Annotated in this window: 22 protein-coding genes and 3 pseudogenes; 9 read left to right on the top strand and 16 right to left on the bottom strand. The window is 60.7% G+C overall.

All coding sequences use genetic code 11. The features are described 5' to 3' along the window. Positions 1 to 150: 150 nt before the first annotated feature. Positions 151 to 681, top strand: coding sequence for a GNAT family N-acetyltransferase (locus A7J50_RS15690; RefSeq protein WP_064452638.1), 531 nt, complete (start codon positions 151 to 153; stop codon positions 679 to 681). Positions 682 to 823: 142 nt separating this feature from the next. Then, the gene (locus A7J50_RS15685) at positions 824 to 2,227 is read left to right on the top strand and encodes an MFS transporter (RefSeq protein WP_064452637.1); all 1,404 of its coding nucleotides are present in this window, start codon (positions 824 to 826) and stop codon (positions 2,225 to 2,227) included. 142 nt (positions 2,228 to 2,369) lie between these two features. Here A7J50_RS15685 and A7J50_RS15680 read toward each other — a convergent pair whose 3' ends face one another. The 3 genes from A7J50_RS15680 to A7J50_RS15670 all read right to left on the bottom strand — a co-directional run bounded on the left by A7J50_RS15680 (position 2,370) and on the right by A7J50_RS15670 (position 5,067). Beyond that, the gene (locus A7J50_RS15680; RefSeq protein WP_064452636.1) at positions 2,370 to 3,287 is read right to left on the bottom strand and encodes a bifunctional helix-turn-helix transcriptional regulator/GNAT family N-acetyltransferase; all 918 of its coding nucleotides are present in this window, start codon (positions 3,285 to 3,287) and stop codon (positions 2,370 to 2,372) included. Between the two features lie 68 nt (positions 3,288 to 3,355). Then, the gene (locus tag A7J50_RS15675) at positions 3,356 to 4,648 is read right to left on the bottom strand and encodes a PQQ-dependent sugar dehydrogenase (RefSeq protein ID WP_064452635.1); all 1,293 of its coding nucleotides are present in this window, start codon (positions 4,646 to 4,648) and stop codon (positions 3,356 to 3,358) included. Continuing rightward, the gene (locus A7J50_RS15670; RefSeq protein ID WP_156526325.1) at positions 4,645 to 5,067 is read right to left on the bottom strand and encodes a DUF2231 domain-containing protein; all 423 of its coding nucleotides are present in this window, start codon (positions 5,065 to 5,067) and stop codon (positions 4,645 to 4,647) included. Before A7J50_RS15670 ends, A7J50_RS15675 begins: the two co-directional genes overlap by 4 nt. A gap of 252 nt (positions 5,068 to 5,319) precedes the next feature. On the opposite strand from A7J50_RS15670, the gene A7J50_RS15665 reads away from it, so the two are divergent. Next, entirely contained in the window at positions 5,320 to 5,799 is a 480-nt protein-coding gene (locus A7J50_RS15665; protein ID WP_064452633.1) for an AAA family ATPase, read from the top strand. Beyond that, positions 5,796 to 6,566 (top strand): nucleotidyltransferase domain-containing protein, encoded by a 771-nt coding sequence (locus A7J50_RS15660; RefSeq protein ID WP_064452632.1) that lies wholly within the window; start codon positions 5,796 to 5,798, stop codon positions 6,564 to 6,566. Before A7J50_RS15665 ends, A7J50_RS15660 begins: the two co-directional genes overlap by 4 nt. Before the next feature lie 79 nt (positions 6,567 to 6,645). Here the strand turns inward: A7J50_RS15660 and A7J50_RS32285 are convergent, their stop codons facing one another. Beyond that, a complete protein-coding gene (locus tag A7J50_RS32285) occupies positions 6,646 to 7,413 on the bottom strand; it encodes a methyl-accepting chemotaxis protein (RefSeq protein WP_420492097.1) in 768 nt (255 codons plus the stop codon). Between the two features lie 87 nt (positions 7,414 to 7,500). Further along, a pseudogene (locus tag A7J50_RS32280) lies at positions 7,501 to 8,586 on the bottom strand (cache domain-containing protein); the annotation flags it as partial. 303 nt (positions 8,587 to 8,889) lie between these two features. On the opposite strand from A7J50_RS32280, the pseudogene A7J50_RS15650 reads away from it, so the two are divergent. The 3 genes and pseudogenes from A7J50_RS15650 to A7J50_RS15640 all read left to right on the top strand — a co-directional run bounded on the left by A7J50_RS15650 (position 8,890) and on the right by A7J50_RS15640 (position 10,236). After that, positions 8,890 to 9,318: pseudogene (locus A7J50_RS15650) on the top strand (HIT family protein). Between the two features lie 20 nt (positions 9,319 to 9,338). After that, positions 9,339 to 9,794 (top strand): bleomycin resistance protein, encoded by a 456-nt coding sequence (locus A7J50_RS15645; protein WP_064452631.1) that lies wholly within the window; start codon positions 9,339 to 9,341, stop codon positions 9,792 to 9,794. After that, positions 9,787 to 10,236, top strand: coding sequence for an NUDIX hydrolase (locus A7J50_RS15640; protein ID WP_064452630.1), 450 nt, complete (start codon positions 9,787 to 9,789; stop codon positions 10,234 to 10,236). The genes A7J50_RS15645 and A7J50_RS15640 overlap by 8 nt, the downstream gene beginning before the upstream one ends. Positions 10,237 to 10,279: 43 nt before the next feature. Here the strand turns inward: A7J50_RS15640 and A7J50_RS15635 are convergent, their stop codons facing one another. From A7J50_RS15635 to A7J50_RS15620, 5 genes are all read right to left on the bottom strand, one after another. Then, positions 10,280 to 10,858 carry a cysteine hydrolase family protein gene (locus tag A7J50_RS15635; protein ID WP_064452629.1) on the bottom strand — a complete coding sequence of 193 codons (579 nt, stop codon included), beginning with the start codon at positions 10,856 to 10,858 and terminating at the stop codon, positions 10,280 to 10,282. 69 nt (positions 10,859 to 10,927) lie between these two features. Continuing rightward, the gene (locus A7J50_RS15630) at positions 10,928 to 12,241 is read right to left on the bottom strand and encodes an NAD(P)/FAD-dependent oxidoreductase (protein ID WP_064452628.1); all 1,314 of its coding nucleotides are present in this window, start codon (positions 12,239 to 12,241) and stop codon (positions 10,928 to 10,930) included. Positions 12,242 to 12,291: 50 nt separating this feature from the next. Then, positions 12,292 to 12,447, bottom strand: coding sequence for a hypothetical protein (locus tag A7J50_RS31655; protein WP_167353703.1), 156 nt, complete (start codon positions 12,445 to 12,447; stop codon positions 12,292 to 12,294). A gap of 101 nt (positions 12,448 to 12,548) precedes the next feature. Further along, positions 12,549 to 13,355, bottom strand: a complete 807-nt coding sequence (locus A7J50_RS15625; protein ID WP_064452627.1) for a suppressor of fused domain protein — start codon at positions 13,353 to 13,355, stop codon at positions 12,549 to 12,551. A gap of 28 nt (positions 13,356 to 13,383) precedes the next feature. Then, positions 13,384 to 14,016: a TetR family transcriptional regulator gene (locus A7J50_RS15620; protein WP_064452626.1), complete on the bottom strand. Its 633-nt coding sequence runs from the start codon at positions 14,014 to 14,016 to the stop codon at positions 13,384 to 13,386. 111 nt (positions 14,017 to 14,127) lie between these two features. Here A7J50_RS15620 and A7J50_RS15615 point away from each other — a divergent pair, with 111 nt between their 5' ends. Further along, on the top strand, positions 14,128 to 14,784 hold the full coding sequence (locus tag A7J50_RS15615) for an O-methyltransferase (RefSeq protein ID WP_064452625.1): 657 nt from the start codon (positions 14,128 to 14,130) through the stop codon (positions 14,782 to 14,784). A 13-nt stretch (positions 14,785 to 14,797) separates the two neighbouring features. Here the strand turns inward: A7J50_RS15615 and A7J50_RS15610 are convergent, their stop codons facing one another. After that, a complete protein-coding gene (locus tag A7J50_RS15610) occupies positions 14,798 to 15,418 on the bottom strand; it encodes a LysE family translocator (protein ID WP_064452624.1) in 621 nt (206 codons plus the stop codon). Positions 15,419 to 15,554: 136 nt separating this feature from the next. Here A7J50_RS15610 and A7J50_RS15605 point away from each other — a divergent pair, with 136 nt between their 5' ends. After that, positions 15,555 to 17,753 (top strand): OsmC domain/YcaO domain-containing protein, encoded by a 2,199-nt coding sequence (locus A7J50_RS15605; RefSeq protein ID WP_064452623.1) that lies wholly within the window; start codon positions 15,555 to 15,557, stop codon positions 17,751 to 17,753. 458 nt (positions 17,754 to 18,211) lie between these two features. Here A7J50_RS15605 and A7J50_RS15600 read toward each other — a convergent pair whose 3' ends face one another. From A7J50_RS15600 to A7J50_RS31945, 5 genes and pseudogenes are all read right to left on the bottom strand, one after another. After that, positions 18,212 to 19,378, bottom strand: coding sequence for a cystathionine gamma-synthase (locus A7J50_RS15600; RefSeq protein WP_064452622.1), 1,167 nt, complete (start codon positions 19,376 to 19,378; stop codon positions 18,212 to 18,214). Next, entirely contained in the window at positions 19,375 to 20,751 is a 1,377-nt protein-coding gene (locus A7J50_RS15595) for a pyridoxal-phosphate dependent enzyme (protein WP_064452621.1), read from the bottom strand. The genes A7J50_RS15600 and A7J50_RS15595 overlap by 4 nt, the downstream gene beginning before the upstream one ends. 144 nt (positions 20,752 to 20,895) lie before the next feature. After that, positions 20,896 to 21,747, bottom strand: a complete 852-nt coding sequence (gene dapA, locus A7J50_RS15590; RefSeq protein WP_064452620.1) for a 4-hydroxy-tetrahydrodipicolinate synthase — start codon at positions 21,745 to 21,747, stop codon at positions 20,896 to 20,898. Between the two features lie 285 nt (positions 21,748 to 22,032). Continuing rightward, complete coding sequence (locus A7J50_RS15585) at positions 22,033 to 23,010, bottom strand: alpha/beta hydrolase (RefSeq protein ID WP_064452619.1); 978 nt, start codon at positions 23,008 to 23,010, stop codon at positions 22,033 to 22,035. Positions 23,011 to 23,114: 104 nt separating this feature from the next. Next, positions 23,115 to 23,213, bottom strand: a pseudogene (locus tag A7J50_RS31945) (VOC family protein); the annotation flags it as partial. Between the last annotated feature and the right edge of the window lies 1 nt (position 23,214).

Below are 23,214 nucleotides of genomic sequence, written 5' to 3'. Positions count from 1 at the left end.
GGCCACTCTAAAACTGAACAGGGGAGGTGCCATCGTTGCGATGGCACCGCTCTGTCAGTTCAGATACAAGCCGACACGAAATAATTCACCACTAATTGCGTTTTTTTGCAGATGCATTGAACTTCACGGTTTAACCAGGGAGTTATCAGAATGCCCGACACTGCCCCGCGGCTGGTCTACCGCAAACCATCGCCCAGCGACGTGCAGCGATTGTTCGCGATCTTCGGCGATCCACAGACGAACCTGTTCAATCCTGCCGGTCCCATGACCCGCCTTGACGATGCCCATCGCTTGCTCGACCGCTGGCTTGAACAGTGGGCCACTCAGGGTTACGGCTGGTGGGCGATTGCGCGCATCGAAGCACCGCACCACCTGATTGGCTTCGGCGGTGTCGCGCCGCTCAATTACCTGACCGAGCGGCGCATCAACCTGGGTTATCGCTTTGCGGTCGAGGCCTGGGGGCAGGGCTATGCCACCGAATTGGGCCGTGATGCGCTGGAGCTGGCGTTCGATACTCTCAATTTTCCCGAGGTATTCGGGCTGGTACGGCCCGATCACGCGGCCTCGATTCGGGTGCTGGAGAAGCTTGGGCTGAAGCCTTTCGGCGTGCTCGATGATGTGCCGGGCAAAGCGCCGAGCCGGGTATTTCGTGTTTGTCATCCTACAACTGTGCCTGGTTGAATATTTCTATATCCGCCTGATACCTCAATAAACGGCAATCTTCAGATTGACAGCGTGTAGGGAGCCCGCTATAAAAGTTATGGTTGTACGACGACATATGACGCTGCGTATGTCCTATCTAACAAAAATAAAAAGTGATGCCATGAATTTGAATGAGCCCCTCAACGCCCATCGCGTCGGCACGGCCGTCGGCAACTATCGCTGGACCATCTGCGCGATGTTGTTCTTCGCCACGACCGTCAACTACCTCGACCGTCAGGTGCTAAGCCTTTTAGCGCCGCAGCTGTCGACACAATTTGGCTGGAGCAACACCGATTACGCCAACATTGCGGCGGTGTTCCAGTTTGTCTATGCGATTTCCATGCTGTTTGCCGGGCGGTTTGTCGACAAGATCGGCACCAAGGCCGCCTACGTGGTGGCGATTGCCATTTGGTCCACCGGCGCGATCATGCATGCGTTTTCGGTGCCGATGGGCGAGGGGATCGCTGCGCTCAGCGGCGCAATCGGCCTGGCAGTGATTCCGGTGTCGATTGCCGGCTTCATGCTGTCTCGCGCTGTATTGGCGATTGGCGAGGCGGGCAATTTTCCCATCGCGATCAAGGCCACCGCTGAATACTTCCCCAAGAAAGAACGCTCGCTGGCCACTGGTATCTTCAACTCCGGCGCTAACGTCGGTGCGATCCTGGCGCCGATCTGCGTGCCGTTGATTGCCGGCCTGTGGGGCTGGGAAGCCGCGTTTATGGTGATTGGCATGTTGGGGTTTGTCTGGGTGGCCGTATGGTCGGCGCTTTATCAGACGCCGGAGCAGCAAAAACGCTTGTCGGCTGCAGAACTGGCCTATATCCGTAGCGACCAGACGGTGCAGCCTTTCACCCCGGAGCCTGCGGGTGCCACCGCGAAAAAAGTCTCGTGGTTCAAATTGCTGACCTACCGCCAGACCTGGGCGTTCGCCTTTGGCAAGTTCATGACCGATGGCGTGTGGTGGTTCTTCCTGTTCTGGCTGCCCACCTACCTGTCGGCGCAATACGGCATGAAAGGCGCGGATATCGTGATGCCGCTCGCCGTGCTGTACAGCATGACCATGGTCGGCAGTATCGGCGGCGGTTGGTTTCCCAGCTACTTTATGGCACGTGGCGATGCACCGTATGACGGCCGCATGAAAGCCATGCTGGTGATTGCGTTGTTCCCGTTGGTGGTGTTGCTGGCGCAACCGTTCGGTTACCTCAGCTTCTGGGTACCGGTGTTGCTGATCGGCGTTGGCGCTTCGGCGCACCAGGCGTGGTCATGCAACATCTTCACCACCGTGTCGGATATGTTCCCGCAAAAAACCGTGGCCTCGGTGGTCGGTATCGGCGGCATGGCGGGCGGCTTGGGCGGTGTGGTGATGACCAAGATCGGTGGCTGGGTGTTCGACTATTACAAGTCCATCAACGACATTCACACCGGCTACATGATCATGTTTGCGATCTGTGCGCTGGCGTACCTGGTGGCGTGGAGCGTGATGAAAGCGCTGGTGCCACGCCACAAGGAAATCACTGATCTGTAACTCAGTTAAGCGGACGCAATTCTCAGAGCAGCGAAGATCAACTGTGGGAGCGGGCTTGCTCGCGAAGGCGGTGGATCAGTCACACATCAGTCGACTGACACTCCGCTTTCGCGAGCAAGCCCGCTCCCATATGGCAATTGCCTTACAGCTCGCGGGCCCAGGTTTCACTCACCAGCGACTTGCCGAAACTGACCGTGGCCTCTTCTTCAACCAAGCTGAACCCGGCTTTCTGATAGAGCTTGCGTGCATCGGTCAGCGCGTCCACCGTCCACAGCAGCATACGTTTATAACCGGCATGCCGGGCAAAGCGCAGGCATTCGTCCACCAAGCGCTGACCTATGCCCATGCCGCGAGCACTGGCGTCCACGTAGAGCATGCGCAGCTTGGCGGTCGTTTCGTCATGGCGCACCACGAAGACTGAACCCACCACCTCGCCATCCTTTTCCGCGATCCAGCAGCGCTCGCACGTTGGGTCAAATTCGCGCAGATATTTGGCGACGATCTCCGCCACCAAAGCCTCGAACTCCCAATTCCAGCTGTACTCACGCGCATACAGCGCCGATTGCTGTTGCACCACCAAGCCCATATCGCCCGGTTGCGGATCGCGCAGCAGGTAGCTCGGCGTGCGGCCTTGCAGCAGCGTCTGGATCCGCTGCATGGCGCCGGTCAGTTGCTGTTGTTGCGGTTCGGGCAGCGCTTGGAGCAAGGCGATGACTTCTTGCTGGGTCTTGTGTTCCAGCGGTGCCAGCACCGCGCGGCCGAGGTCGCTGAGGTGCAGTTGCACGGCCCGCGCATCAGCGGTGGACCGGACTTTCTGGATCAGGCCCTTCTTTTCGAACCCGCTGATCAGTCGACTCAGGTAGCCTGCGTCCAGGCCAAGCATCTGGCACAAGTCGGCACTGGTCAGGTCGCCGCGCGAGGAGAGTTCGTACATCACACGGATTTCGGTGAGCGAGAAGTCGCTTTGCAGCAGGTGTTCCTGCAGCACGCCGATCTGGTGGGTGTAAAAACGGTTGAAACCGCGAATGATCGCGGCGCGTTCTACAAGGGACGCGGACATGAGGATGCTCGGTTGGTTGCCTGGGGCAATTATATTGTTGCCTCAGGCAACCAAGTCAAACGCTTTGTTTAACGGTTCCGCGTCACCCGCCAAACGGTATTGGCCAAGTCATCCGCGATGATCAATGCGCCTTTAGGGTCTACCGTGACGCCCACGGGGCGGCCGCGCGTCTTGCCGTCATCACCACGGAAACCGGTGGCGAAATCAATCGGCTCGCCGGCGGGTTTGCCATGGCTGAACGGCACGAAAATCACCTTGTAGCCCACCGGGTTCTCGCGGTTCCAGCTGCCGTGCTCGCCAACAAATACACCCTCGGCGAATTTCTCACCCATTTCGGCAATGGAGAAATCCACGCCAAGTGCCGCCACGTGGGAGCCCAGGCTGTAATCCGGCTTGATCGCAGCGGCGACTTTCGCCGGGTTCTGCGGTTGCGCACGCGGGTCGACATTCTGGCCCCAGTAGCTGTAGGGCCAGCCGTAGAAGGCGCCTTCACGCACGGAGGTCAGGTAGTCCGGCACGAGATCCGGGCCAAGTTCATCGCGTTCGTTGACCACCGCCCATAATTGCCCGGAACCGGGCTGAATGGTCAGCGCGGTCGGGTTGCGGATGCCGGTGGCGTAGGGCTTGTGTGCGCCTGTCGCGGCGTCGATCTGCCAGACCATCGCCCGGTCGATTTCCACTTCCATGCCGCGCTCGGTGATATTGCTGTTGGAGCCAATGCCCACATAGAGCTGGCGCCCGTCAGCACTCACGGCCAGGGATTTGGTCCAGTGGTGGTTGATCTGCGCCGGCAGGTCGGTGATTTTGGTGGGTGGGCCACTCGCCTTGGTCTGGCCGTCGGCATAGTCGAAGCGCACCAGCGCGTCCTGGTTGGCCACGTAGAGTTTGCCGTCGGCGAAGGCCAGGCCATAGGGCGCGTTGAGGTTGTCGGCGAACACCGTCTTCAGTTCATAAGTACCGTCACCATCGGCATCGCGCAGCAGGGTCAGGCGGTTGCCACCCTTGACCTTGGTGTTGCCCTGGGCCTTGATCACACTGGCGATCACATCCTTGGGCTTGAGCTTGGCCGCGCTGCCGCCACGGCCTTCGGCCACCAGAATATCGCCGTTGGGCAATACCAGGGTTTGCCGCGGGATGGCCAGGTCGGTGGCAATGGCGGTGACGCTGTAGCCTTCGGGCACCGTGGGTTTTTGCGTGCCCCACGGCGTGGGCTCGGCGATTTTCATGCTCGGCAACAGGCTGCTTTGCTGTTCCGGCAATTTAGGGTCGGGGCCGCGGGCCTGGGACTTGTCGCCTTCGCCGCCACAGGCGGTCAATAACAGGGCAGCGCTGAGTAAGGTCAGTGTGTGGGAGGTTTTCATTGGGTGGCTCCTGTGCGCAGTCCGGTCCAGGTCGCGGCAATCGTCAGCACGGTGACGACCACCGACAACACCAGGCCGGCGGGCATGGCGGCGTAGGCGTCCTTGGCATGCTGGAACGCATTGACCAGGCCCAGCACCCATGTAGCCAACAGCAGCAGGGCATACACAACCGGTTGACCCGACTTGCGCTCGGCACGCACCAGATTGACCAGTGCAAACAACAGTGCGAGCCCACAGAACACCAGCGCACCGGCGATCAGCCAGGAGGCAAAGTTGGCCCATTGAATCTGATAGGTCTGGGTGTAGGTGATGTCGCTGAGCAAGGCGCCTAGAAACAACGGCACGGTGCCGGCCAGCAGGGTCGCGTGCAGCGGGCCCGGGAGGGAGTGTCGGTAGACGGGAAGGGTAGTCATGGTGATGGCGGCTCCTTGTTGTACAACGCCCCTGGGGTTGGGGCTGCGCATAGGAAAGGAGCCTGGGGTTCGTCAGATAGTTCAGCCTATTTCGTGTCGAGATATCATGAACACGCGGGTCAGGCTCATTACCCGTTTGTCATTCCACCCACGCCATTAGAAAAAGAACCTGGCGCCGCTGGCATTTTATAAGCACTGGCAACGTCGATCGGCCTGAAAAAATGCCATGCTTGTGCGCCAGACATAAGGAACCGACCCATGCCCACCCTGCATCTGCTTTGCGGCAAGATCGCCTCCGGAAAATCCACACTGGCTAAAACCCTCGCCGCCGAGCACGCGGCCATCGTGCTCAGCGAGGACCACTGGCTTGCACAGCTTTACCCCGGTGAGGTCCGCTCGATTACCGATTACGTAAGCCGTGCCCAGCGCGTTCGCGGTGTACTGGGCCCGCTGGTGATTAACCTGTTGCAGTCTGGTGTCAGCGTGGTCCTGGATTTTCCCGCCAATACACTGGCCAATCGCGAATGGCTGCTCGGCCTGGCACAGGCGGCGCAGGTGCCCCATCGCCTGCATTACCTTGAATTGGATGACGCCACCTGCCGCGCTCGCCTGCATGCGCGCAATGCTCGGGGCGAGCATGATTTTGCCGCCACCGATGCCGAGTTTGACCTGATCACCCGCCACTTCTGTGCTCCGAGTGAGGAGGAGGGCTTGGTGATTGAGGTGCATCGCCCATGAGCATGGTGAACGGTGTTGATGCGCAGGGCTTTGTGCAAACCGTTGGCGATGCTGCCCTTCAGCCTGAATTCCAGCCCGTGCTGACGGATGTCTGTGCGACCCTTTCGCAGGCCGGGTTGGGGCTGGAGGCTATTTTTGTCTATGGCAGTGTGGCCAGGGGCGACGCCCGCCCGGGTGATTCGGACCTTGACCTCACGCTGGTAACCCGCGACCAGCCTGGTGCGCAGGTGCTTGAGTCGTTGGAAGCGCTGCGCCAGGTGCTGGAGCAGCGACATCCGGTCGTCAGCAAAATCGACTTCGACCTGGGTTATCGCGCCGACGTGCTCGTGCCTGAAAACACCAATAAATGGGGCTTCTGGCTCAAGCATCATTGCCGTTGTGTGTGGGGCGATGACCTCTCTCTGCACTTCGAGCGATTCAGGCCTTCGCGTGAAATCGCCCGGGCCTTGAATGCTGACTTCGAACACGCGTTGAGCGCTTATCTCACACGCATCACGCAGGCCGGTACTGAGCCAGAGCGACTTCGCTTACAGCGAGAAGCGGCACGCAGGTTGATCCGGGCCACTCACACGTTGCGCGCCGATGATGCATTAGGCTGGCCGCACACTCTGGAAGAGCATGTTGCGTTGTTCGTGCAGCATTACCCGACGATGCGCATTCAGATCGCGTACTTTCTGTTTGAGGCACGCAACCCAAGTGCCGAGCGCGAGCCCTTTAACACGCGGCTGCAAGCCTTTGTGAGCTGGATGGTTTCACAGCAGGCGTAGGTCGGTTGGTTGGCGTTCAACGTCCGGTTACAACCGCCACGCCCATGGATCGTCCTTGATCAACGGGAGCATTTGGATGTCAGGACTTGAAACGCCCCACCAAGCCGTTCAACTCTTCCGACAGTTTGGCCAGTTGCCCCGAATCGTCCTGGGCGGAGTTGGCCAGGCTCTCCACCAGCCGCGCCTCGTCATAGATCTGTTGGATATGCCGGTTGATTTCTTCGGCCACGCTGTGTTGCTCCTCGGCGGCGGCGGAAATCTGCAGGTTCTGGTCGCGGATTTCATTCACTGACAATTGGATGCCCTCAAAACTGTCCCGCGCGTTTTCGATGGACGATACGCTGGCCCGCGACAGGTCCAGGCAGCTGCTCATCTTCTGCGTGACTTCCTCGGTCTTGCTGCCAAGCGTGCCGAGCAGTTGCTCGATTTCGCCGGTAGAGTCGGACGTGCGTTTGGCCAGCGCCCGCACTTCATCTGCCACCACGGCGAACCCACGGCCTTGATCGCCGGCCCGGGCGGCTTCGATGGCGGCGTTAAGCGCCAGCAGGTTGGTTTGTTCGGCGATGGCGCGAATGGTCCCGAGGATCTGGTTGATGCTGCGGCTGCCGGCTTCCAGTTCGACCATGGCCTGGGACGACTCGGTCAACCGCCGGCCCAGGCGATTGACGTTGTCGGTGGTCACTTCAATTTGCTGCTTGCCCTCGGCCACGCGGCGATGGCCGTTCTCGGCCGATTCCGCCGCGCCGCTGCACGAACGCGCCACTTCGTTGGCGGTGGCGACCATCTCGTTGAAGGCGGTGGACACCAACTCCACCGCCTCACGCTGACGGCCGGCAGCCTCGTTCATGTTGTGCGCCACCTGGCTGTTGACCCGTGACGCGTCCTGCAAGTTGGTCGAGGCCGCACCGATGTGCTGGATCAACTGACGGATCGCGGCGAGAAACTTGTTGAACCAGCCCGCCAGCTCGGCGGTTTCATCCTTGCCTTGTACGTGCAGCTCATGGCGCAAGTCGCCTTCACCCTGGGCGATGGACTGCAAGCCGGTACTGACCTGGCCGATCGGCTTGACGATCACCTTGGAAAAAGCCGCTGCGATCAACCCGAAAATCAGCACCAGTACCGCCACGATCACCGTGGTCAGGTAGGTCATGCGGGTGGCTGCGGCCATCACTTCGCTGTATTCGATCAACCCCACATAACGCCAGCCAAGGCCGGGCGAGGTCCACACGTTGGCCATGTAGCGCACGCCATCGATCACCACCTCGGTCGAGCCCTGGGGCGTATTGGCCAACTGTGCATACGGCGCGCCGAGGTCTTTGAGCGGCTTGAAGTTGTGCGCGGCGTTACGCGGGTCGACCAGCACCACGCCGTCCTCGATCAACATCACATAGCCGCTTTCACCGAGCTTGATGCTTTTGAGCAGTTCGGTGAGGTTTTTCAATGACACGCTGACCACGAACACGCCTTTGGCTTTGCCGGCAGTGTCCAGAAGCGCCCGCGCGGTGCCGACCAGGGCCACGTCGTCTTTGTCGTAATAGTAAGCGGGCGTGCGCACGGTCTTGCCGGGGGTGGCCATCGCGGCCTTGTACCACGGACGGGCGCGCGGGTCGTACTTGGCCAACTGCGGGTCGTCGGGCCATTTGGCGTAGGTGCCATCTTCCAGGCCAATCGACAGAATCGCCGCCGACGGGTGCGTGGCGCCGAACCGGGCGAACTGGTCGATCACCTGTTGCGCCTGCGCCGGCATCGGTTGGCTGGCAGCATCGGCGGGTTGGTAATTTTTCAGAGTGTTCGCGGAAGTGTATACAGGATCAGCGGACATTTGATCGACGTTCTGCATCGTGCCATCGAAAAACTGGCGGATGTTGCCATCGATCTGGCGAATTTCGCGGGTGCTGCCATCAATGAACTGCTCGACAGCCTGGGTTCGTGTGTTCAGCACGGAGATCACCGCGACCACGCTGACCGGGATAAAAGCGACGGATACAAACGCGAGTACCAGCTTATTTTTTATTTTCATCGAGACGACCATCGGCGGGGAGGGCGGCCAAACCGTCGACTCATGGGGCAGGAGCGGCGATTTGCTATCACTGCTGTTTCGGCTCGTGCTCGGAAAATCTTTAGCGATATTTTGTGTACAACAAAAATTGTTTTTGTTGTGTAAATTCGGCAGGTCGATCAGCGTGTTCTCGACGTGCTTGAGCGCAACAGCGTGTGCCCGGAACACCGGTTATCGATACTTGGGTCATGTAAGCTCAGCGGGCAAACGCCGGATGAATTGCGGAGCAAGAGACTGAATGGACGTCACTATTGGGGACACGGCATGCCGCTGATTTCGCAACGCGTAGAACTGGCCCGCAACGGTGCCAACGATAAGGTGATCTGCCGCATGGCGTCGGGCTGGGCGGTGATGGGTGATGTGCAGTTTCTGCCGGGTTATTGCCTGCTGTTGCCCGATCCTGTGGTTGCCAGTTTGAATGATCTGGACGAGCAGGCCAGGGCAACGTACTTGCTCGACATGGCCCGGATCGGCGACGCCGTACTGCACGTCACCGGTGCAGTGCGCATGAACTAAGAGATCCTGGGAAATTCCGAGCCGGAGTTACACAGCCATATTTTCCCTCGATACGCCTCGGAGCCGGACGACAAGCGCAAGATGCCCGTCTGGTTCTATGACTGGAAAACCGCAACGCCTTACGCTGAAGAACAGCACGGTGAGCTGCGCAGGAAGATTGCCCAGCGACTGAGTTAACCCGCAATGGAAGCAGGTCCATGATGAAGAGAAATAAACTGGTTCCGGAGTTGATGGTGACCGATCTGAACAAGAGCCTGGCGTTCTGGGTGACGTGCCTGGGGTTCAAGGTTGCCTACCAACGCCTGGAAGACGGCTTTGCCTACCTCGACCTGGACGGCGCCCAGGTGATGCTTGAGCAAGTCGACCCCCAGGCCAATCAATGGCTGACCGCTGCGTTGGATCGCCCGTTTGGACGCGGTATCAATCTGCAGATTGACGTCGCGGCGGTACGCCCGGTTATTCAACGGCTTGAGACGGCTGCCTATCCTTTGTTCAAGGCCAGCCAGGACGTGTGGTACCGGGCGGGCGAGGTCGAGGTTGGCCAGCGTGAGTTTCTGGTGCAGGACCCGGACGGCTATTTGGTGAGACTGGTCGAGCGGCTTGGCGAACGCGTATGTAAGGCTTTTGAAGAAGGAATCACGTCCCATGCGTGAGCGAAAAGCCGCTCGGCTGCTGGTTATCAGCCCTTCGCGAAAGGTGCTTCTTTTCAGGTTCGTGCATAAAGAGGGGGCGCTGGCCGGCAGAAATTACTGGGCTACACCCGGCGGCGGCGTTGAAGAGGGAGAGACCTTCCAGGCGGCTGCACTCCGCGAGTTGCGTGAAGAGACCGGCATTGTGGTCAGCGCTGTGCAAGCGCCGGTGGCAGACCGCCGGTTTTCGCTGATGCTACCCAGTGGCGAAACCGTGTTAGCCATTGAGCAGTATTTTGTTGTTCATGCGCAAAACGAAGTCCTATCCCGAGACGAATGGACGGTGCAGGAAGCCCAGGTCATGGCGGATCATCACTGGTGGTCCGCTGACGAGTTGCTATCGACGACGGATACGGTATGGCCGGAGGCACTTGTCGACATGCTGGTGAACGCAGGCGTGTTCTGAGCGTTGGGCACTCAAACGACGCTTCGCTTGCCAGCGCCCTTACTCATTTCCCTCTCCCGGCTTGACAGCGGGCCAACAGGTCGCGTGTCTCGATAACCGTGGCGTAGTCCATCGCCAGGTTACTCAGCGACAGCGCATGCACGTCCTCAGCGGGCCAAAGGCGGCCGGACAAATCGGTTTGATCAAAGGTATAGCAGGCATCTGACGCGACTATCACCTCAAAGCCCAGGTTGCCGCCGGAGCGTGCCGTAGACTCGACAGAGTTATTGGTGATTACCCCAGCGACCACCAATTGCTTGATCGAACGTACATGCAGCCAGCGCTCCAGGCCTGTGGCGGTGAACGCATCCGGAACGTTTTTTTCCAGCACATGCTCATGCCTGAGCGGCGCCAGTGCGGGCTGGAACTCGCAGCCCGGCTGGCCGGGCCAAAAGACCGAGCCCGGAGTGCGAGACATATGCCGGACATGGACGATGGGGCGTTGCGCCTGCCTCCACGCGTGGAGCAAGTGCTGAATCTGCAACTCGGCCTGCGGATTATTGCGTCGCCCCAGCTTGGGATCGTTCATGCCCTGTTGCATGTCGATGATGATCAATGCGGCGTTTATGTCTAGCGGTTCCATGGCACATCCCTTCGCTGGCGAGGAGCGAAACATAGCAGCGAATGCCGGTGCCATGGAATGCGCCGTGTGTCAGCGCAGCTTTTCCAGCATCTGGTAGTACCACATGCCCACCGCCAGCATCGGGTTGCCGAACACATCGCCCAGCGGCACCTTGATGTGCTTGCACCCGGCAAAGGTGTCGAACGCTGACAGCGTGCCGGTCAGCGCTTCAGCCATGATCTCGCCCATGATGTGGCTGGTGGCGATGCCGTGTCCGGAGTAGCCCTGGCAGTACCAGACGTTGTCGGAGAGTTTGCCCAACTGCGGGATGCGATTCATCACAATGCCCATGGCGCAGCTCCACTGGAACTCGATGTCCACGCCTTTGAGTGTCGGGAACGTGTGCTCGATGCACGGGCGCAACTCCGCTGCGATGTCGCGTGAGTCTCGCCCGGAATAATTGGCGCCGCCACCGAATAACAATCGCCCATCACCCGTCAGGCGGTAGTAATCGAGGACAAACCGGCAGTCGTACACCGCCAAATCCTGCGGGTTGATCTGGCGCGCCAGTTCGCCCAGTGGCGCCGTGGTGACAATCCCGCCCATCGCCGGGAATATCTTGCCCTTGAGTTGCCTGGGTTCGAGTTGGTGGTACACATCGCCGGCCAGCAGCACTTGGCGCGCGTCGATCCGGCCTTGCGCCGTTATCACGGCAGGTCGGTCGCCATGCACGATTTGCAGTACCTCGGAGTTTTCGAAAATCAACGCGCCGAGGCTCTGCGCTGCGCGCGCTTCGCCCAGGCACAGATTGAGCGGGTGCAGGTGCAGGTTGCGTGTGTTTTTCAGCGCGCCCAGGTACAGCGTGCTGTCCAGGTGCTGTCGCACCGCAGTCTCATCGAGCAGGCTGACGTGCTGGCCCATGCCGCGCCGTTGTGCTTCATCGTGAAAGGCGCGCAGTTCGGTCAAGTGCGCGGGTTTCATCGCGGCATGCAGGTGGCCGTGCTTGAGGTCGCAGGCAATCGCGTATTTGTTGACCCGTTGCTCGATGATTTCATGGCCGCGCCAGCGCAGGTGCCAGATGAAATCGTCGACCTCATCGCCCAGGCGCTTGCGCATTTGCGCGCGCATGGCTTCGTCACCCGACAGGCTGCCGGTGACTTGCCCGCCATTGCGCCCGCTGGCGCCCCAGCCGATACGGTTAGTCTCGACAATCGCGACTTTGAGCCCGCGTTCGGCGAGCTCCACAGCGCTGGCAACACCGGTGAAGCCGCCGCCGATAATCACCACGTCGACGCTGACCTGGCCTTGCAAGGTCGGGTATTGGGTGGCGTCGTTGAGGCTGGCGGTGTAATACGAGGCACTGCGCTGGGCAGCGCCGATGACGGGGCGCATGGCTGCGGTCATGGGGTGATCCTTCTGATAAATGAATGCCGGCGAGGCGTATTCGACTTGAATCAGAGGCGGGTGTCGGGCGGGCGCGCATGGCGGCAATGCCACAGCGCCCAGAAGGCCAGGATGATATGGACCAGAGGGTTTTCGCAGGGGCGCGCCTGCACCTTCGGGAAGGAAGGCAGCAGGTGGCGACGGATCAAGCTTAAGCGCGCAATCATGGTCGTCGATGCTCCCATCGTGCGCAGGCGCGTTCAATTGTCGTTTGTGAACCTTCAGTTATGGCTTTGTTAAACAATCAACGCGTCGACGCAACGACTGTTCACACCACGCTTGCGCGATACAGGCTGCTGGTATGGCCTACGCCTGCGGCCTTCAACCGCTCCACCAGATCTTCCCGCGCCGCGCGCCCACCGGATCGCACGTACTCCAGCTCCGACGCGGTGATCAATACCACGGGTACCAGCCGTACGGGCGATAGCGGCATGTCTTCCAGGCGGGTCGGGAAGTCGGGTTCCGGCCCACCGAGCAATACGCCGGTGGCATCGTCTTCAGTGACGAACAGCTTAGGCACTTGCTCGCTCATCTGGTGTGACAGGCTGAACCCCGGCAGTTCCAGGGACAGTACGCCATGGTTGTCCAACTGATGCGTGATGCCGCCTGCATTGGCCACGGTTTTGGCCACGTGTTCGAGCAGTTCGAACGCCCAGCTGCGGCGTAGAGGGTCGACATTACCCAGCTCGCCACGGGCATCGTTGGGTATATCTGTGGTTTCCAGGAACAACTCCATCTCGAACCCATTACCCAGCCCTTCGGCATCGTCGAACGGGTCGGACAGGGCCTCGGTGGCGAGAACGATGGAGCCGTCACGGCGCACCACGCGGTAGGCCTGGCGGGTGGACGGCCAATGAGGACCGCCGGTAAAGCTTGGGCTGATCATGTACGTCAGCACGTCGCGCTCCACAGTGCCCACGGCCTGCCAATGCCGGTCCAGGCATTCTTCGCTAGCAATGCGGGCTGCCATATTGGCGGCATCCGCTGGAGTTTCAACCGGGTCAACCGGCGTCGACAGGGTCGCTTCGGCTTCGGGCTTTTTGGCAGCGCCGAACAACTTCTTGAAGAAGTTCATGTGCATTCCTTTGCTGGAGATGAGTGCATTACAGATGATTGAGCGCGTTCACGTAGGCGCGAAACATATCAGCCATTCCATCGGCGTAAATAGCTATTTCTGCTACGGTACGCGGGCTGCTGGAAAAATCCTTACCCACCGAACTGAGCGTGGTCAGGATCAAGTCGCAGGCCAGCGCGCGGGTTGGCTCAGGTAATTGCGGCAGCAACTCCAGCATGAAGGTCTCAAAGGCCTGCTGGCCCGCGGCGCGTACTTCCAGCGCTTCGGGCGCGTCGCGATACAGCGGCGCGGCGTCGTTCAACGCCACGCGCATCTGCGCTTCCTCGCACTCAGAATGGATAAAGGCATGCACCATGGTGCGCAGGCGCGTCAGCGCTGGCACCTCGGTTTCGTCGAGAATGTCGCGCAGCATCTGCGTGGTCTGCTGCCACTCATCGCTCTGCAGCCGAAACAGGATCGCGGCCTTGTTGGGGAAGTATTGATACACCGAACCGACACTCACACCGGCCTTTTCCGCCACCCGTGCGGTGGTGAAACGTGTGGCACCTTCCTTGGCCAAAACCTGAATAGCCGCTTCGAGGATCGCCGCCACCAGCTCGGTGGAACGCGCCTGCTGCGGCTGTTTGCGTGAGGAAATACGGGGCGTCTGGCGGGTTGTCATGCTGGGCTCCGGCCGCGGGGCTAACGCGAATAGCGAAGGCGATGAATCACTCGCATACTTTTAATGCGACGAATTAATCGCATTCTAGTCCCGACCACACGGAAATCCATCATGACCACCCTGACTACTGCGCCCTTGGCGCCCTTGATCGAACGGCTCTACCAACAAGCGGGCGCTGCCACCAGCCCGAGCCTGAACAGTGTCAGCGACGAAGAGCGCGACCGCCTGATGCACAGCAAAACCGACTACGTGGCCCTCTACACGATGCTTAAGGATTTGTGGCTGCCGGTTTCCCGCGACACGGGCAATCTGCTCTATTTGCTGGCGCGCAGCACTCAAGCAAAGGCCATCGTCGAGTTCGGCACTTCGTTCGGCCTGTCCACGTTGTTCCTGGCCGCAGCCCTGCGCGACAACGGCGGTGGGGTATTGATTGGCAGCGAGTTCGAGCCGTCTAAAATTGCCCTGGCACGGCAGCATTTCATCGAAGGCGGCGTGAGTGATCTGATCGAAATCCGAGAAGGGGATGCGCTGGTCACGTTGGCCACACACCTGCCCGAAGTGGTCGACCTGCTGCTGCTGGACGGTGCCAAGGCGCTGTATGGCGAGGTGCTGAACCGCGTGGAAAAACACTTGCGGCCCGGTGCGCTGGTGGTGGCCGACAACACCGACTACTGCCCGGAATACCTGGCCCATGTACGCTCGCCGCAGAACGGCTACTTGTCGGTGCCGTTTGCCGATGACATCGAACTGTCGATCCGCCTGCGCTAACGGCCACTCGCGCTCAGCGCTTGCTGAAAGCCAATCGCGCGGCAAACAACACGAATACCATTCCAGTGGTGCGGTCCATCCACTGGATGACCTTCTCCCGGCGCAGGAAACCCGACAGGGGGCGGGTGGCCCCAATCAATGCCAGCGACCACACCAGGCCCAGCACCACGTGAATGCTCACCAGGCCGAAGGTCCAGGCAATCAACGAATGCCCTTGGGGGATGAATTGCGGCAGGAACGACACGTAGAAAATCCCCACCTTGGGGTTCAACACATTGCCCAGCATGCCCTTCAGAAACCAGTTGCCGCCCGGCTTGCCGTCGGCCTCGGCGGGTGACAGTGAACGGCGCGGACGCAGCAGCATGTTGAGCCCCAACCACGCCAGGTAAGCCGCGCCGCAATACTTGAGCAGGTTGAACGCCAGTTCCGACACTGCGATCAACGCGCCCAGCCCAAAGGCCACGGCCGCGCCCCACAACAAACAGCCGGCGTTGATGCCCAGCGTGGCATGCAGCGCCTGGCGTTTGCCTTCTACCGTGGCGGTGCGTAATACCAATGCGGTATCAAGCCCGGGTGTGAGTGTGAGCAAGGTGGCGGCGAAGGTGAAGGCGAGGAGGTTGTCGGTGATGGACATGGGCGGATGACTTCAACGTGAGTTGGAAGAAACGTTAGCACCGATCGGCAGGCAATTCGGAAAACCCTGAGACTTCCCGGCGAAAATCTTCATAATGGCGGCCAATTTGTTTAGCTCGTTATTCTGGTGTGCCCGCATGGAAATTAAGGTCAACTTTCTCGACAACCTTCGGCTTGAAGCCAAGTTCGATGACTTCACGGTGATTGCCGACCAGCCGATTCGCTACAAAGGCGACGGTTCGGCCCCGGGTCCGTTCGATTACTTCCTGGCTTCGTCGGCGTTGTGTGCGGCGTACTTTGTGAAGCTGTACTGCGAAACGCGCAATATCCCCACGGACAATATTCGTCTGTCGCAAAACAACATTGTTGATCCGGAAAACCGCTACAACCAGATCTTCAAGATTCAGGTCGAGTTGCCGGCGGATATCTCCGACAAGGATCGCCAGGGCATCCTGCGTTCCATCGACCGTTGCACGGTAAAGAAAGTGGTGCAGGCCGGGCCGGAATTTGTCATTGAAGAGGTGGAAAACCTCGACGCTGATGCCCAGGCGCTGTTGATGCCCGGCTCGACGTCAGAGGCGGGCACCTACATCGCGGGCAAGGACCTGCCGCTGGAGCAGACCATCGCCAACATGTCCGGCATCCTGGCTGGCCTGGGCATGAAAATTGAAATCGCCTCGTGGCGTAACATCGTGCCTAACGTGTGGTCGTTGCATATCCGCGATGCGCACTCGCCGATGTGCTTTACCAACGGCAAGGGTGCGACCAAGGAAGGCGCACTGGCGTCGGCGTTGGGCGAGTTTATCGAGCGGCTCAATTGCAACTTCTTCTACAACGATCAGTTCTGGGGTGAAGAGCTGGCCAACGCGCCGTTCGTGCATTACCCGGATGAGCGCTGGTTCCAGCCGGGCCGTAAAGATGAGCTGCCAACGGAGATCCTCGACGCCTACTGCCTGAAGATCTACAACCGCGACGGCGAACTGCGTGGCTCGCACCTGTTCGACACCAACTCCGGCAATGAAGCGCGCGGCATTGTATCGCTGCCGTTTGTACGCCAGTCCGATGGCGAGGTGGTGTACTTCCCGTCCAACCTGATCGAAAACCTCTACCTCAGCAACGGCATGAGCGCGGGCAATACCCTGGCCGAAGCCCAGGTGCAGTGCCTGTCGGAAATTTTCGAACGCGCAGTAAAACGCGAAATCATCGAAGGCGAATTCGCGCTGCCGGACGTGCCTGCCGAGGTGCTGGCCAAGTACCCGGGGATTCTGGCCGGTATTCAAGGCCTGGAAGCCCAGGGCTTCCCGGTATTGGTCAAGGACGCGTCCCTGGGCGGTGAATTCCCGGTGATGTGCGTGACCCTGATGAACCCGCGCACCGGCGGCGTATTCGCCTCGTTTGGCGCGCACCCGAGTCTGGAAGTGGCGCTGGAGCGCAGCCTCACCGAATTGCTCCAGGGGCGCAGCTTCGAAGGCTTGAACGACTTGCCGCAGCCGACCTTTGAAGGCCACGCGGTCACCGAGCCGAACAACTTCGTCGAGCACTTCATCGACTCCAGCGGAGTGGTGTCGTGGCGCTTCTTCAGTGCCCAGTCCGATTATGAGTTCGTCGAGTGGGACTTCTCGGGCCAGGGTGAGAACTCCAATGCCGAAGAAGCTGCGACCCTGTTCGGTATTCTCGAAGGCATGGGCAAAGAGTCCTACATGGCCGTGTACGAACACCTTGGCGCCACCGCCTGCCGCATCCTGGTGCCGGACTACTCGGAAATTTACCCGGTGGATGACCTGATCTGGGACAACACCAACAAGGCCCTGTTTTTCCGCGCCGATATCCTCAACCTGCACAGCCTGGGCGATGACGAACTGAAGGCACTGGTCGAGCGCCTGGTGGAAAGCGAGCTGGACGACTACACCGATATCACCACCCTGATCGGCATCGAGTTCGACGACAACACCGCGTGGGGTCAACTGACGATCCTGGAGCTGAAGCTGCTGATCTATCTCGCCTTGCAGCAATATGAAGAAGCGAAAGAGTGCGTGGAAATGTTCCTGCAGTACAACGACAACACCGCCGATCGCGGCCTGTTCTATCAGGCGGTGAATGCAGTGCTGGAGATGCACCTGGACGAGGACTTGGAACTGGCGGACTACGAGGCCAACTTCCGCCGGATGTTTGGTAACGAGCGGATGGATGCGGTGATCGGCTCGGTGAATGGCACGGTGCGGTTCCATGGCTTGACGCCGACCAGCATGAAGCTGGAAGGGTTGGACCGGCATTTGCGCTTGATCGAGAGCTACAAAAAGCTGCACTCGGCGCGGGCCAATATCACCTCAGCCTGATGCCCTGTGGGACCTTGCTTGCCTGCGATGCAGACGCCTCGGTTTATCAGCTGCACCGAGGTGATGCTATCGCAGGCAAGCCAGCTCCCACATTTGATCGGGTTTTGTCGTTGGATCAGCGGCAACACCAAATCGGCGCGTGCCCACATCACTTCAGCCTGATGCCTATCCCTGTGGGAGCTGGCTTGCCTGCGATGCAGACACCTCGATTTATCAGCTGCACCGAGGTGATGCCATCGCAGGCAAGCCAGCTCCCACATTTGACCGGGTTTTGCCGCTGGATCAGCGGCAACGCCAAATCGGCGCATGCCCACATCACTTCAGCCTGACGCTAAACCAACTGTGGGAGCGGGCTTGCTCGCGAAGGCGTTGGGTCAGTTGATACATCAGTTGACTGACACTGCGCTTTCGCGAGCAAGCCCGCTCCCACAGGGGTAATTCATTGTTGGGCGATTGGGTTAGATAAGTGCCAACGCCTGGGCCAGGTCTGCCCTTAGATCCTCCACGTCCTCAACCCCCACCGACAACCGCACCAACCCATCACCAATGCCCAATTGCGCCCGCGTCGCCGCCGGGATGCTGGCATGGGTCATGATCGCCGGGTGTTCGATCAGGCTTTCCACACCGCCCAGGCTCTCGGCCAGGGCGAAGATCTTGACGTTCTCCAGAAAGCGCGTAGCGCCAGCCAGGTCAGTGTTCAAGTCCACTGAAATCATCCCGCCAAACCCGCGCATTTGCCGACGCGCCAGCGCGTGTTGCGGGTGTGACGCCAGGCCCGGGTAGTAAACCCGTGACACTTGCGGCTGTTGTTCCAGCCAGGTCGCCAGGTCCAGGGCGTTGCTGCAATGGCGCTCCATGCGCAGCGCCAGGGTTTTCACGCCGCGCAGGGTCAAAAAGGCATCGAACGGGCCAGCGATGGCGCCGACCGAGTTTTGCAGGAAACCCAGGCGCTCGGCCAGGTCCGGGTTGTGGCCGACGATGGCGATGCCGCCGATCACGTCGGAGTGGCCGTTGAGGTATTTGGTGGTGGAGTGCACCACGATGTCGACACCCAACTCCAGCGGCCGTTGAATCCACGGGCTGGCGAACGTGTTGTCAGCCACGCAGAGGATGCCACGGTCACGGCAGATGCGCGCGATGGCGCTGAGGTCGGTGAGGCTCAGCAGCGGGTTGCTCGGGGTCTCGACCCAGACCATGCGCGTGTCATCCTGCAACGACGCTTCAAACGCCGCCAGGTCAGTCAGGTCGACAAAGCTGAAACGGTGCCCGGCGCTGCGTTGGCGTACCTTGTCGAACAGGCGGAAGGTGCCACCGTACAGGTCGTTGCCGGAGACCACATGCGCACCGGCATCCAGCAGTTCCAGCACGGTGGAGATCGCGGCCAGCCCGGATGCAAAGGCGAACGCCTGGCTGCCGCCCTCAAGGTCGGCGACGCAACGCTCCAGGGCAAAACGCGTTGGGTTGTGCGAGCGACCGTAATCAAAGCCCTTGTGCACGCCGGGGCTGTCTTGCAGGTAGGTGGAGTTGGCATAGATCGGCGGCATCAGCGCTCCCGTGGTCGGGTCGGGTGATTGCCCGGCGTGGATCACGCGGGTGGCAAAGGCGCTTTTATCGGGCTGACTCATGCAAGGGATCTCCGTAGGTGATTGAGCAAGTCGACGCGGGTTATCAGGCCGTGGAAGCCCGCTGCGTCGGCGATGATGGCGACCAGGCCGCGATCCAGTTCCGCCTGCAATTGGGCCAGGCTGGCGCCGGGGGCGAGGGTTTGCACGGTATCGGTCATGGCACTGGCGACGGTCATGGAGAAGTCCGCGGCGTCATTGTGCAGGCCCAGCAGAATGTCGGATTCATCGATCACCCCCACCAGCGCCTGGCCGTCCACCAGCACCGGCAGTTGTGACACGTCCGCCAGGCGCATGCGCTGGAAGGCGGTGAGCAAGGTGTCGTCGGGGCTGACGCTGATGACTCGGCCGTCTTCGAAACGGCGCGCAATCAGGTCGCGCAAGTCGCCGTAGTGTTTGTATTGCAGCAGGCCCGCGTCCTTCATCCATTGGTCGTTGTAAACCTTCGACAAGTAGCGCGTCCCCGTGTCGCAGACGAAGGTGACCACCCGTTTCGGTTCGGTTTGTTCGCGGCAGTAGCGCAGGGCGGCGGCCAGCAGGGTGCCGGTGGATGAGCCGCCCAGGATACCTTCGGCCTTGAGTAGCTGGCGGGCGTGGTCGAAGCTTTCTTCATCGCTGATGGAGTAGGCGTGACGCACGCTGGAGAGGTCGGCAATCGACGGAATGAAGTCTTCGCCGATGCCTTCCACCGCCCACGACCCCGGCGTCTCCAACTGGCCGCTGCGGCTGTATTCGGCCATCACCGAGCCCACCGGGTCGGCCAGCACCATGGCCAGGTCCGGTTGCACCCGCTTGAAGAAGCGTGTCAGGCCGGTGAGCGTGCCGGCTGAACCGACGCCCACCACAATCGCATCCACATCATGCTGGGTTTGCGCCCAGATCTCCGGGGCGGTGCTGGTTTCGTGGGCGAGGGGGTTGGCCGGGTTGTTGAACTGGTCGGCGAAGAATGAATCGGGAATGTCCTTGGCCAGGCGCGCGGCGACATCCTGGTAATACTCGGGATGGCCCTTGCCGACGTCGGAGCGGGTGATATGCACTTCGGCGCCCATGGCCTTCAAGTGCAGCACTTTTTCAGTGGACATCTTGTCGGGCACCACCAGCACCACGCGGTAGCCTTTGGCTCGGCCGACCAGCGCCAGGCCCAGGCCGGTGTTGCCGGCGGTGGCTTCAATGATGGTGCCGCCCGGGCGCAGGCGACCATCACGCTCGGCGGCGTCGATCATGGCCAGGCCGATACGGTCCTTGATCGAGCCGCCGGGGTTTTGCGATTCGAGTTTGAGAAACAGCGTGCACAGGCCGGTATCAAAACGGCTGACCTTGACCAGCGGCGTATTGCCGATCAGCTCAAGTACGGCGGGGCGGGAAAGCGTGGGCATGTCGTCACCTGGGCACGGGTTAGGTGTAGGGAGGGGGACAGCAAAAATGCAAAGCATGGCTTGGAACATAGGCCGGGATCGCGCCGGTCGCAACCGGGCGGTCCGCTGGATGTCTTTTTTTGGCGCATGAGCCGGGTCGGGCCATTACACCAACAGGCTTAATGCTTGCTGCACCCGTGCACTGGCGGCTTGCATCGGCGCCCGCAACTCACTGCCGATCAACCCCTTCAGGGCCAGCGCAGCCTTTACCGGCGCCGGGTTAGGCTCCATAAACAGGGTGTTGATCAGTGGCAGTAACTTGAAAAAAGTCGCCCGGGCCTCGACGAGCTGGTTATCCCGCACTTGCTGGCACAGCGCCACAAAGTCTTCGGTCTGCACATGCGCCGAGGCCGCAATCGCGCCACTGGCACCCAGGCACAGCGCGTTGAAAATCTGCATGTCTTCGCCACACAACACAGCCACCTCGCCACTGGCGATCAGCGCCAGGGTATTCGCCAGGTTACCGCCACAATCCTTGATGGCGACGACTCGCGGGTGCTTGATGATGTTCAACAACGTGGCCTGTTCGAAGGTCACGCCCGTGCGGTAGGGAATGTCGTAGAGAATGATCGGCACGCCGGACGCATCGGCCACGGTGTGGAAAAACGCTTCAAGGCCCGCCTGAGAAGGGCGGATATAGCTCGGCGCCGGCACCAGCAGGCCGGCCACCGGGCGCTCGAGGATCTCGCTCTGAAACTGCAGCAGTTCAATCTGGTTGTTGCCCGACAGGCCCATCACCACACGGGGCGCCGGCACCTGTTGCAACACTGCATCCAGCACCGCCAGCTGTTCGGGACGACTCAACGAGGCGGCTTCCCCGGTGGTGGTGCACACCATGATCCCGGCCACGTGCTTTTCCAGCAAATGGCTGACCAGCCGGCGCAGGCCGATAAAGTCGATGGCGCCGTCACGAAACGGCGTGACCACGGGAACCCAGATACCTTGAAACGATGACATGCACTTTCTCCTGATAGTTGACCGCTGAAGTCACCGTCAGAAGGGCAGAGGGAATTGTGCAAAGAGGAGGGAAGTCCGTCGCGCTCAATGTCCTGTCAGCTCATCTGACGGGACAGCGCGCCCCGGTCACATGAGCGACTGTTTCTTCGATTTGAGGGTGCGCGCAACGCAAGCTTGCGCCTTGGCAATCAGGCCAATGACGAAAGCGTTAGCGAAAGACGTTGCGGACATGAGCTGACACACCCTGGATAAGACCTCCATCTTCAGGGTGTGTGACTGAATGTGTCAACCCCGCTGCAGCTGCGTCCGCACAAATTCTGAGACCTCGGCGGCCAACTCTGCATCTTCCGGTGCGCCCATGAAACCGCCATGGGGCATAGCCTCGAACACATGCAGCAGCGCAGGCACCCGCGCCTGGCGCAAGGCGCGGTGCAGGCGCACGGTGTTGGACAGGAACAGGTCCCGCGTGCCGCTTTGCAGGAAGGTCGGCGGGAAGCCGGGTGCAAAATCGCCAAACAATGGCGACAGGTACGGATGCGACAGGTCGGCGCCGTTGGCGTACAGCAGGTTGGCGCCAATCAACGGGTTGGGCATTATCACGTCGACGGTTCGGTTGACCTGGAAACTGTCACCGGACTCGGTAAGGTCCACCTCCGGCGACAGCAGCACCAACGCCGCCGGTAGTGGCAAACCTTCATCGCGGGCGCGTAATACCATGGCCGCCGCAAGGTTGCCGCCGGCCGAACGGCCGCCAATCACGATGTGTTCCGCAGCGTGGTGCTGGAGCACATGGCGATAGGTGGCCATGCAGTCATCCAGCGCGGCCGGGTAAGGGTGCTCGGGTGGCATGCGGTAATCGATGCCATAGCAGATCATGCTGTGCAAATCGGCCTGCTTGCCTGCCGCGATGCGGCAGTTTTCCCCGCCACCGAATACCAGCGCGCCGCCGTGCAGGTCGATATAGGCAAAGTGTGTTGCAGCAGCCGGTGTGGCCACGTGCACGGTGGCATTTTCCACGGTGATGGTGTGCAGGCTGGCGCGCAGGGTGGCCGCTTGCCCGGCGTTTGCCGTGGCGTAACGCTCGGCAACGGCGGCTTGCAGATGGCGCCAGCCGTCGTGGTCGTCGGGCGCGGGCATGGCGTGCAGCGCGTTGAGCGGCACGCCGTCCGCGCCGACCAGGCGTTGCAGCGTCGCTTGGGCTTCAGGGCTGATCGACGGCGGGACCGGGATTGTGCGTGCTTCGAGTTTGACGCCGTGGTTCATGGGCCTACCGCTCGCGTTTGACGACTGGGGGCGGTAAGGATGCCAGAACGCTGACGTATGTGGGAGCGCTCAAGCCCGCCCCCACCCGCGATCTTTGGAGGCTTTCAGCGCCCGGCCACGGCGGCCTCAATGGCGCAAATCTCGATTTTGGTCATGTTCATCATCGCGTCAAACGCGCGCTTGGCCGTCGCCGGGGCGGGATGG

Source organism: Pseudomonas antarctica, from assembly GCF_001647715.1.
GTDB lineage: Bacteria > Pseudomonadota > Gammaproteobacteria > Pseudomonadales > Pseudomonadaceae > Aquipseudomonas > Aquipseudomonas antarctica_A.
This window is presented reverse-complemented; position numbering and strand designations above follow the sequence as displayed.

Bases quoted from the DNA above. Each gene is read 5' to 3' on its own strand.
- dapA (WP_064452620.1), bottom strand. From the start codon at position 21,747: ATGTCATCGTTTCAAGGTATCTGGGTTCCCGTGGTCACGCCGTTTCGT.
- A7J50_RS15610 (WP_064452624.1), bottom strand. From the start codon at position 15,418: ATGTCCATCACCGACAACCTCCTCGCCTTCACCTTCGCCGCCACCTTG.
- A7J50_RS15595 (WP_064452621.1), bottom strand. From the start codon at position 20,751: ATGCCCACGCTTTCCCGCCCCGCCGTACTTGAGCTGATCGGCAATACG.
- A7J50_RS15660 (WP_064452632.1), top strand. From the start codon at position 5,796: ATGAGCATGGTGAACGGTGTTGATGCGCAGGGCTTTGTGCAAACCGTT.
- A7J50_RS15680 (WP_064452636.1), bottom strand. From the start codon at position 3,287: ATGTCCGCGTCCCTTGTAGAACGCGCCGCGATCATTCGCGGTTTCAAC.
- A7J50_RS15685 (WP_064452637.1), top strand. From the start codon at position 824: ATGAATTTGAATGAGCCCCTCAACGCCCATCGCGTCGGCACGGCCGTC.
- A7J50_RS15605 (WP_064452623.1), top strand. From the start codon at position 15,555: ATGGAAATTAAGGTCAACTTTCTCGACAACCTTCGGCTTGAAGCCAAG.
- A7J50_RS15630 (WP_064452628.1), bottom strand. From the start codon at position 12,241: ATGACCGCAGCCATGCGCCCCGTCATCGGCGCTGCCCAGCGCAGTGCC.
- A7J50_RS15635 (WP_064452629.1), bottom strand. From the start codon at position 10,858: ATGGAACCGCTAGACATAAACGCCGCATTGATCATCATCGACATGCAA.
- A7J50_RS15640 (WP_064452630.1), top strand. From the start codon at position 9,787: ATGCGTGAGCGAAAAGCCGCTCGGCTGCTGGTTATCAGCCCTTCGCGA.
- A7J50_RS15585 (WP_064452619.1), bottom strand. From the start codon at position 23,010: ATGAACCACGGCGTCAAACTCGAAGCACGCACAATCCCGGTCCCGCCG.
- A7J50_RS15645 (WP_064452631.1), top strand. From the start codon at position 9,339: ATGATGAAGAGAAATAAACTGGTTCCGGAGTTGATGGTGACCGATCTG.
- A7J50_RS15600 (WP_064452622.1), bottom strand. From the start codon at position 19,378: ATGAGTCAGCCCGATAAAAGCGCCTTTGCCACCCGCGTGATCCACGCC.
- A7J50_RS15620 (WP_064452626.1), bottom strand. From the start codon at position 14,016: ATGACAACCCGCCAGACGCCCCGTATTTCCTCACGCAAACAGCCGCAG.
- A7J50_RS15675 (WP_064452635.1), bottom strand. From the start codon at position 4,648: ATGAAAACCTCCCACACACTGACCTTACTCAGCGCTGCCCTGTTATTG.
- A7J50_RS15615 (WP_064452625.1), top strand. From the start codon at position 14,128: ATGACCACCCTGACTACTGCGCCCTTGGCGCCCTTGATCGAACGGCTC.
- A7J50_RS15625 (WP_064452627.1), bottom strand. From the start codon at position 13,355: ATGAACTTCTTCAAGAAGTTGTTCGGCGCTGCCAAAAAGCCCGAAGCC.
- A7J50_RS32285 (WP_420492097.1), bottom strand. From the start codon at position 7,413: ATGAACGAGGCTGCCGGCCGTCAGCGTGAGGCGGTGGAGTTGGTGTCC.
- A7J50_RS31655 (WP_167353703.1), bottom strand. From the start codon at position 12,447: ATGATTGCGCGCTTAAGCTTGATCCGTCGCCACCTGCTGCCTTCCTTC.
- A7J50_RS15690 (WP_064452638.1), top strand. From the start codon at position 151: ATGCCCGACACTGCCCCGCGGCTGGTCTACCGCAAACCATCGCCCAGC.
- A7J50_RS15665 (WP_064452633.1), top strand. From the start codon at position 5,320: ATGCCCACCCTGCATCTGCTTTGCGGCAAGATCGCCTCCGGAAAATCC.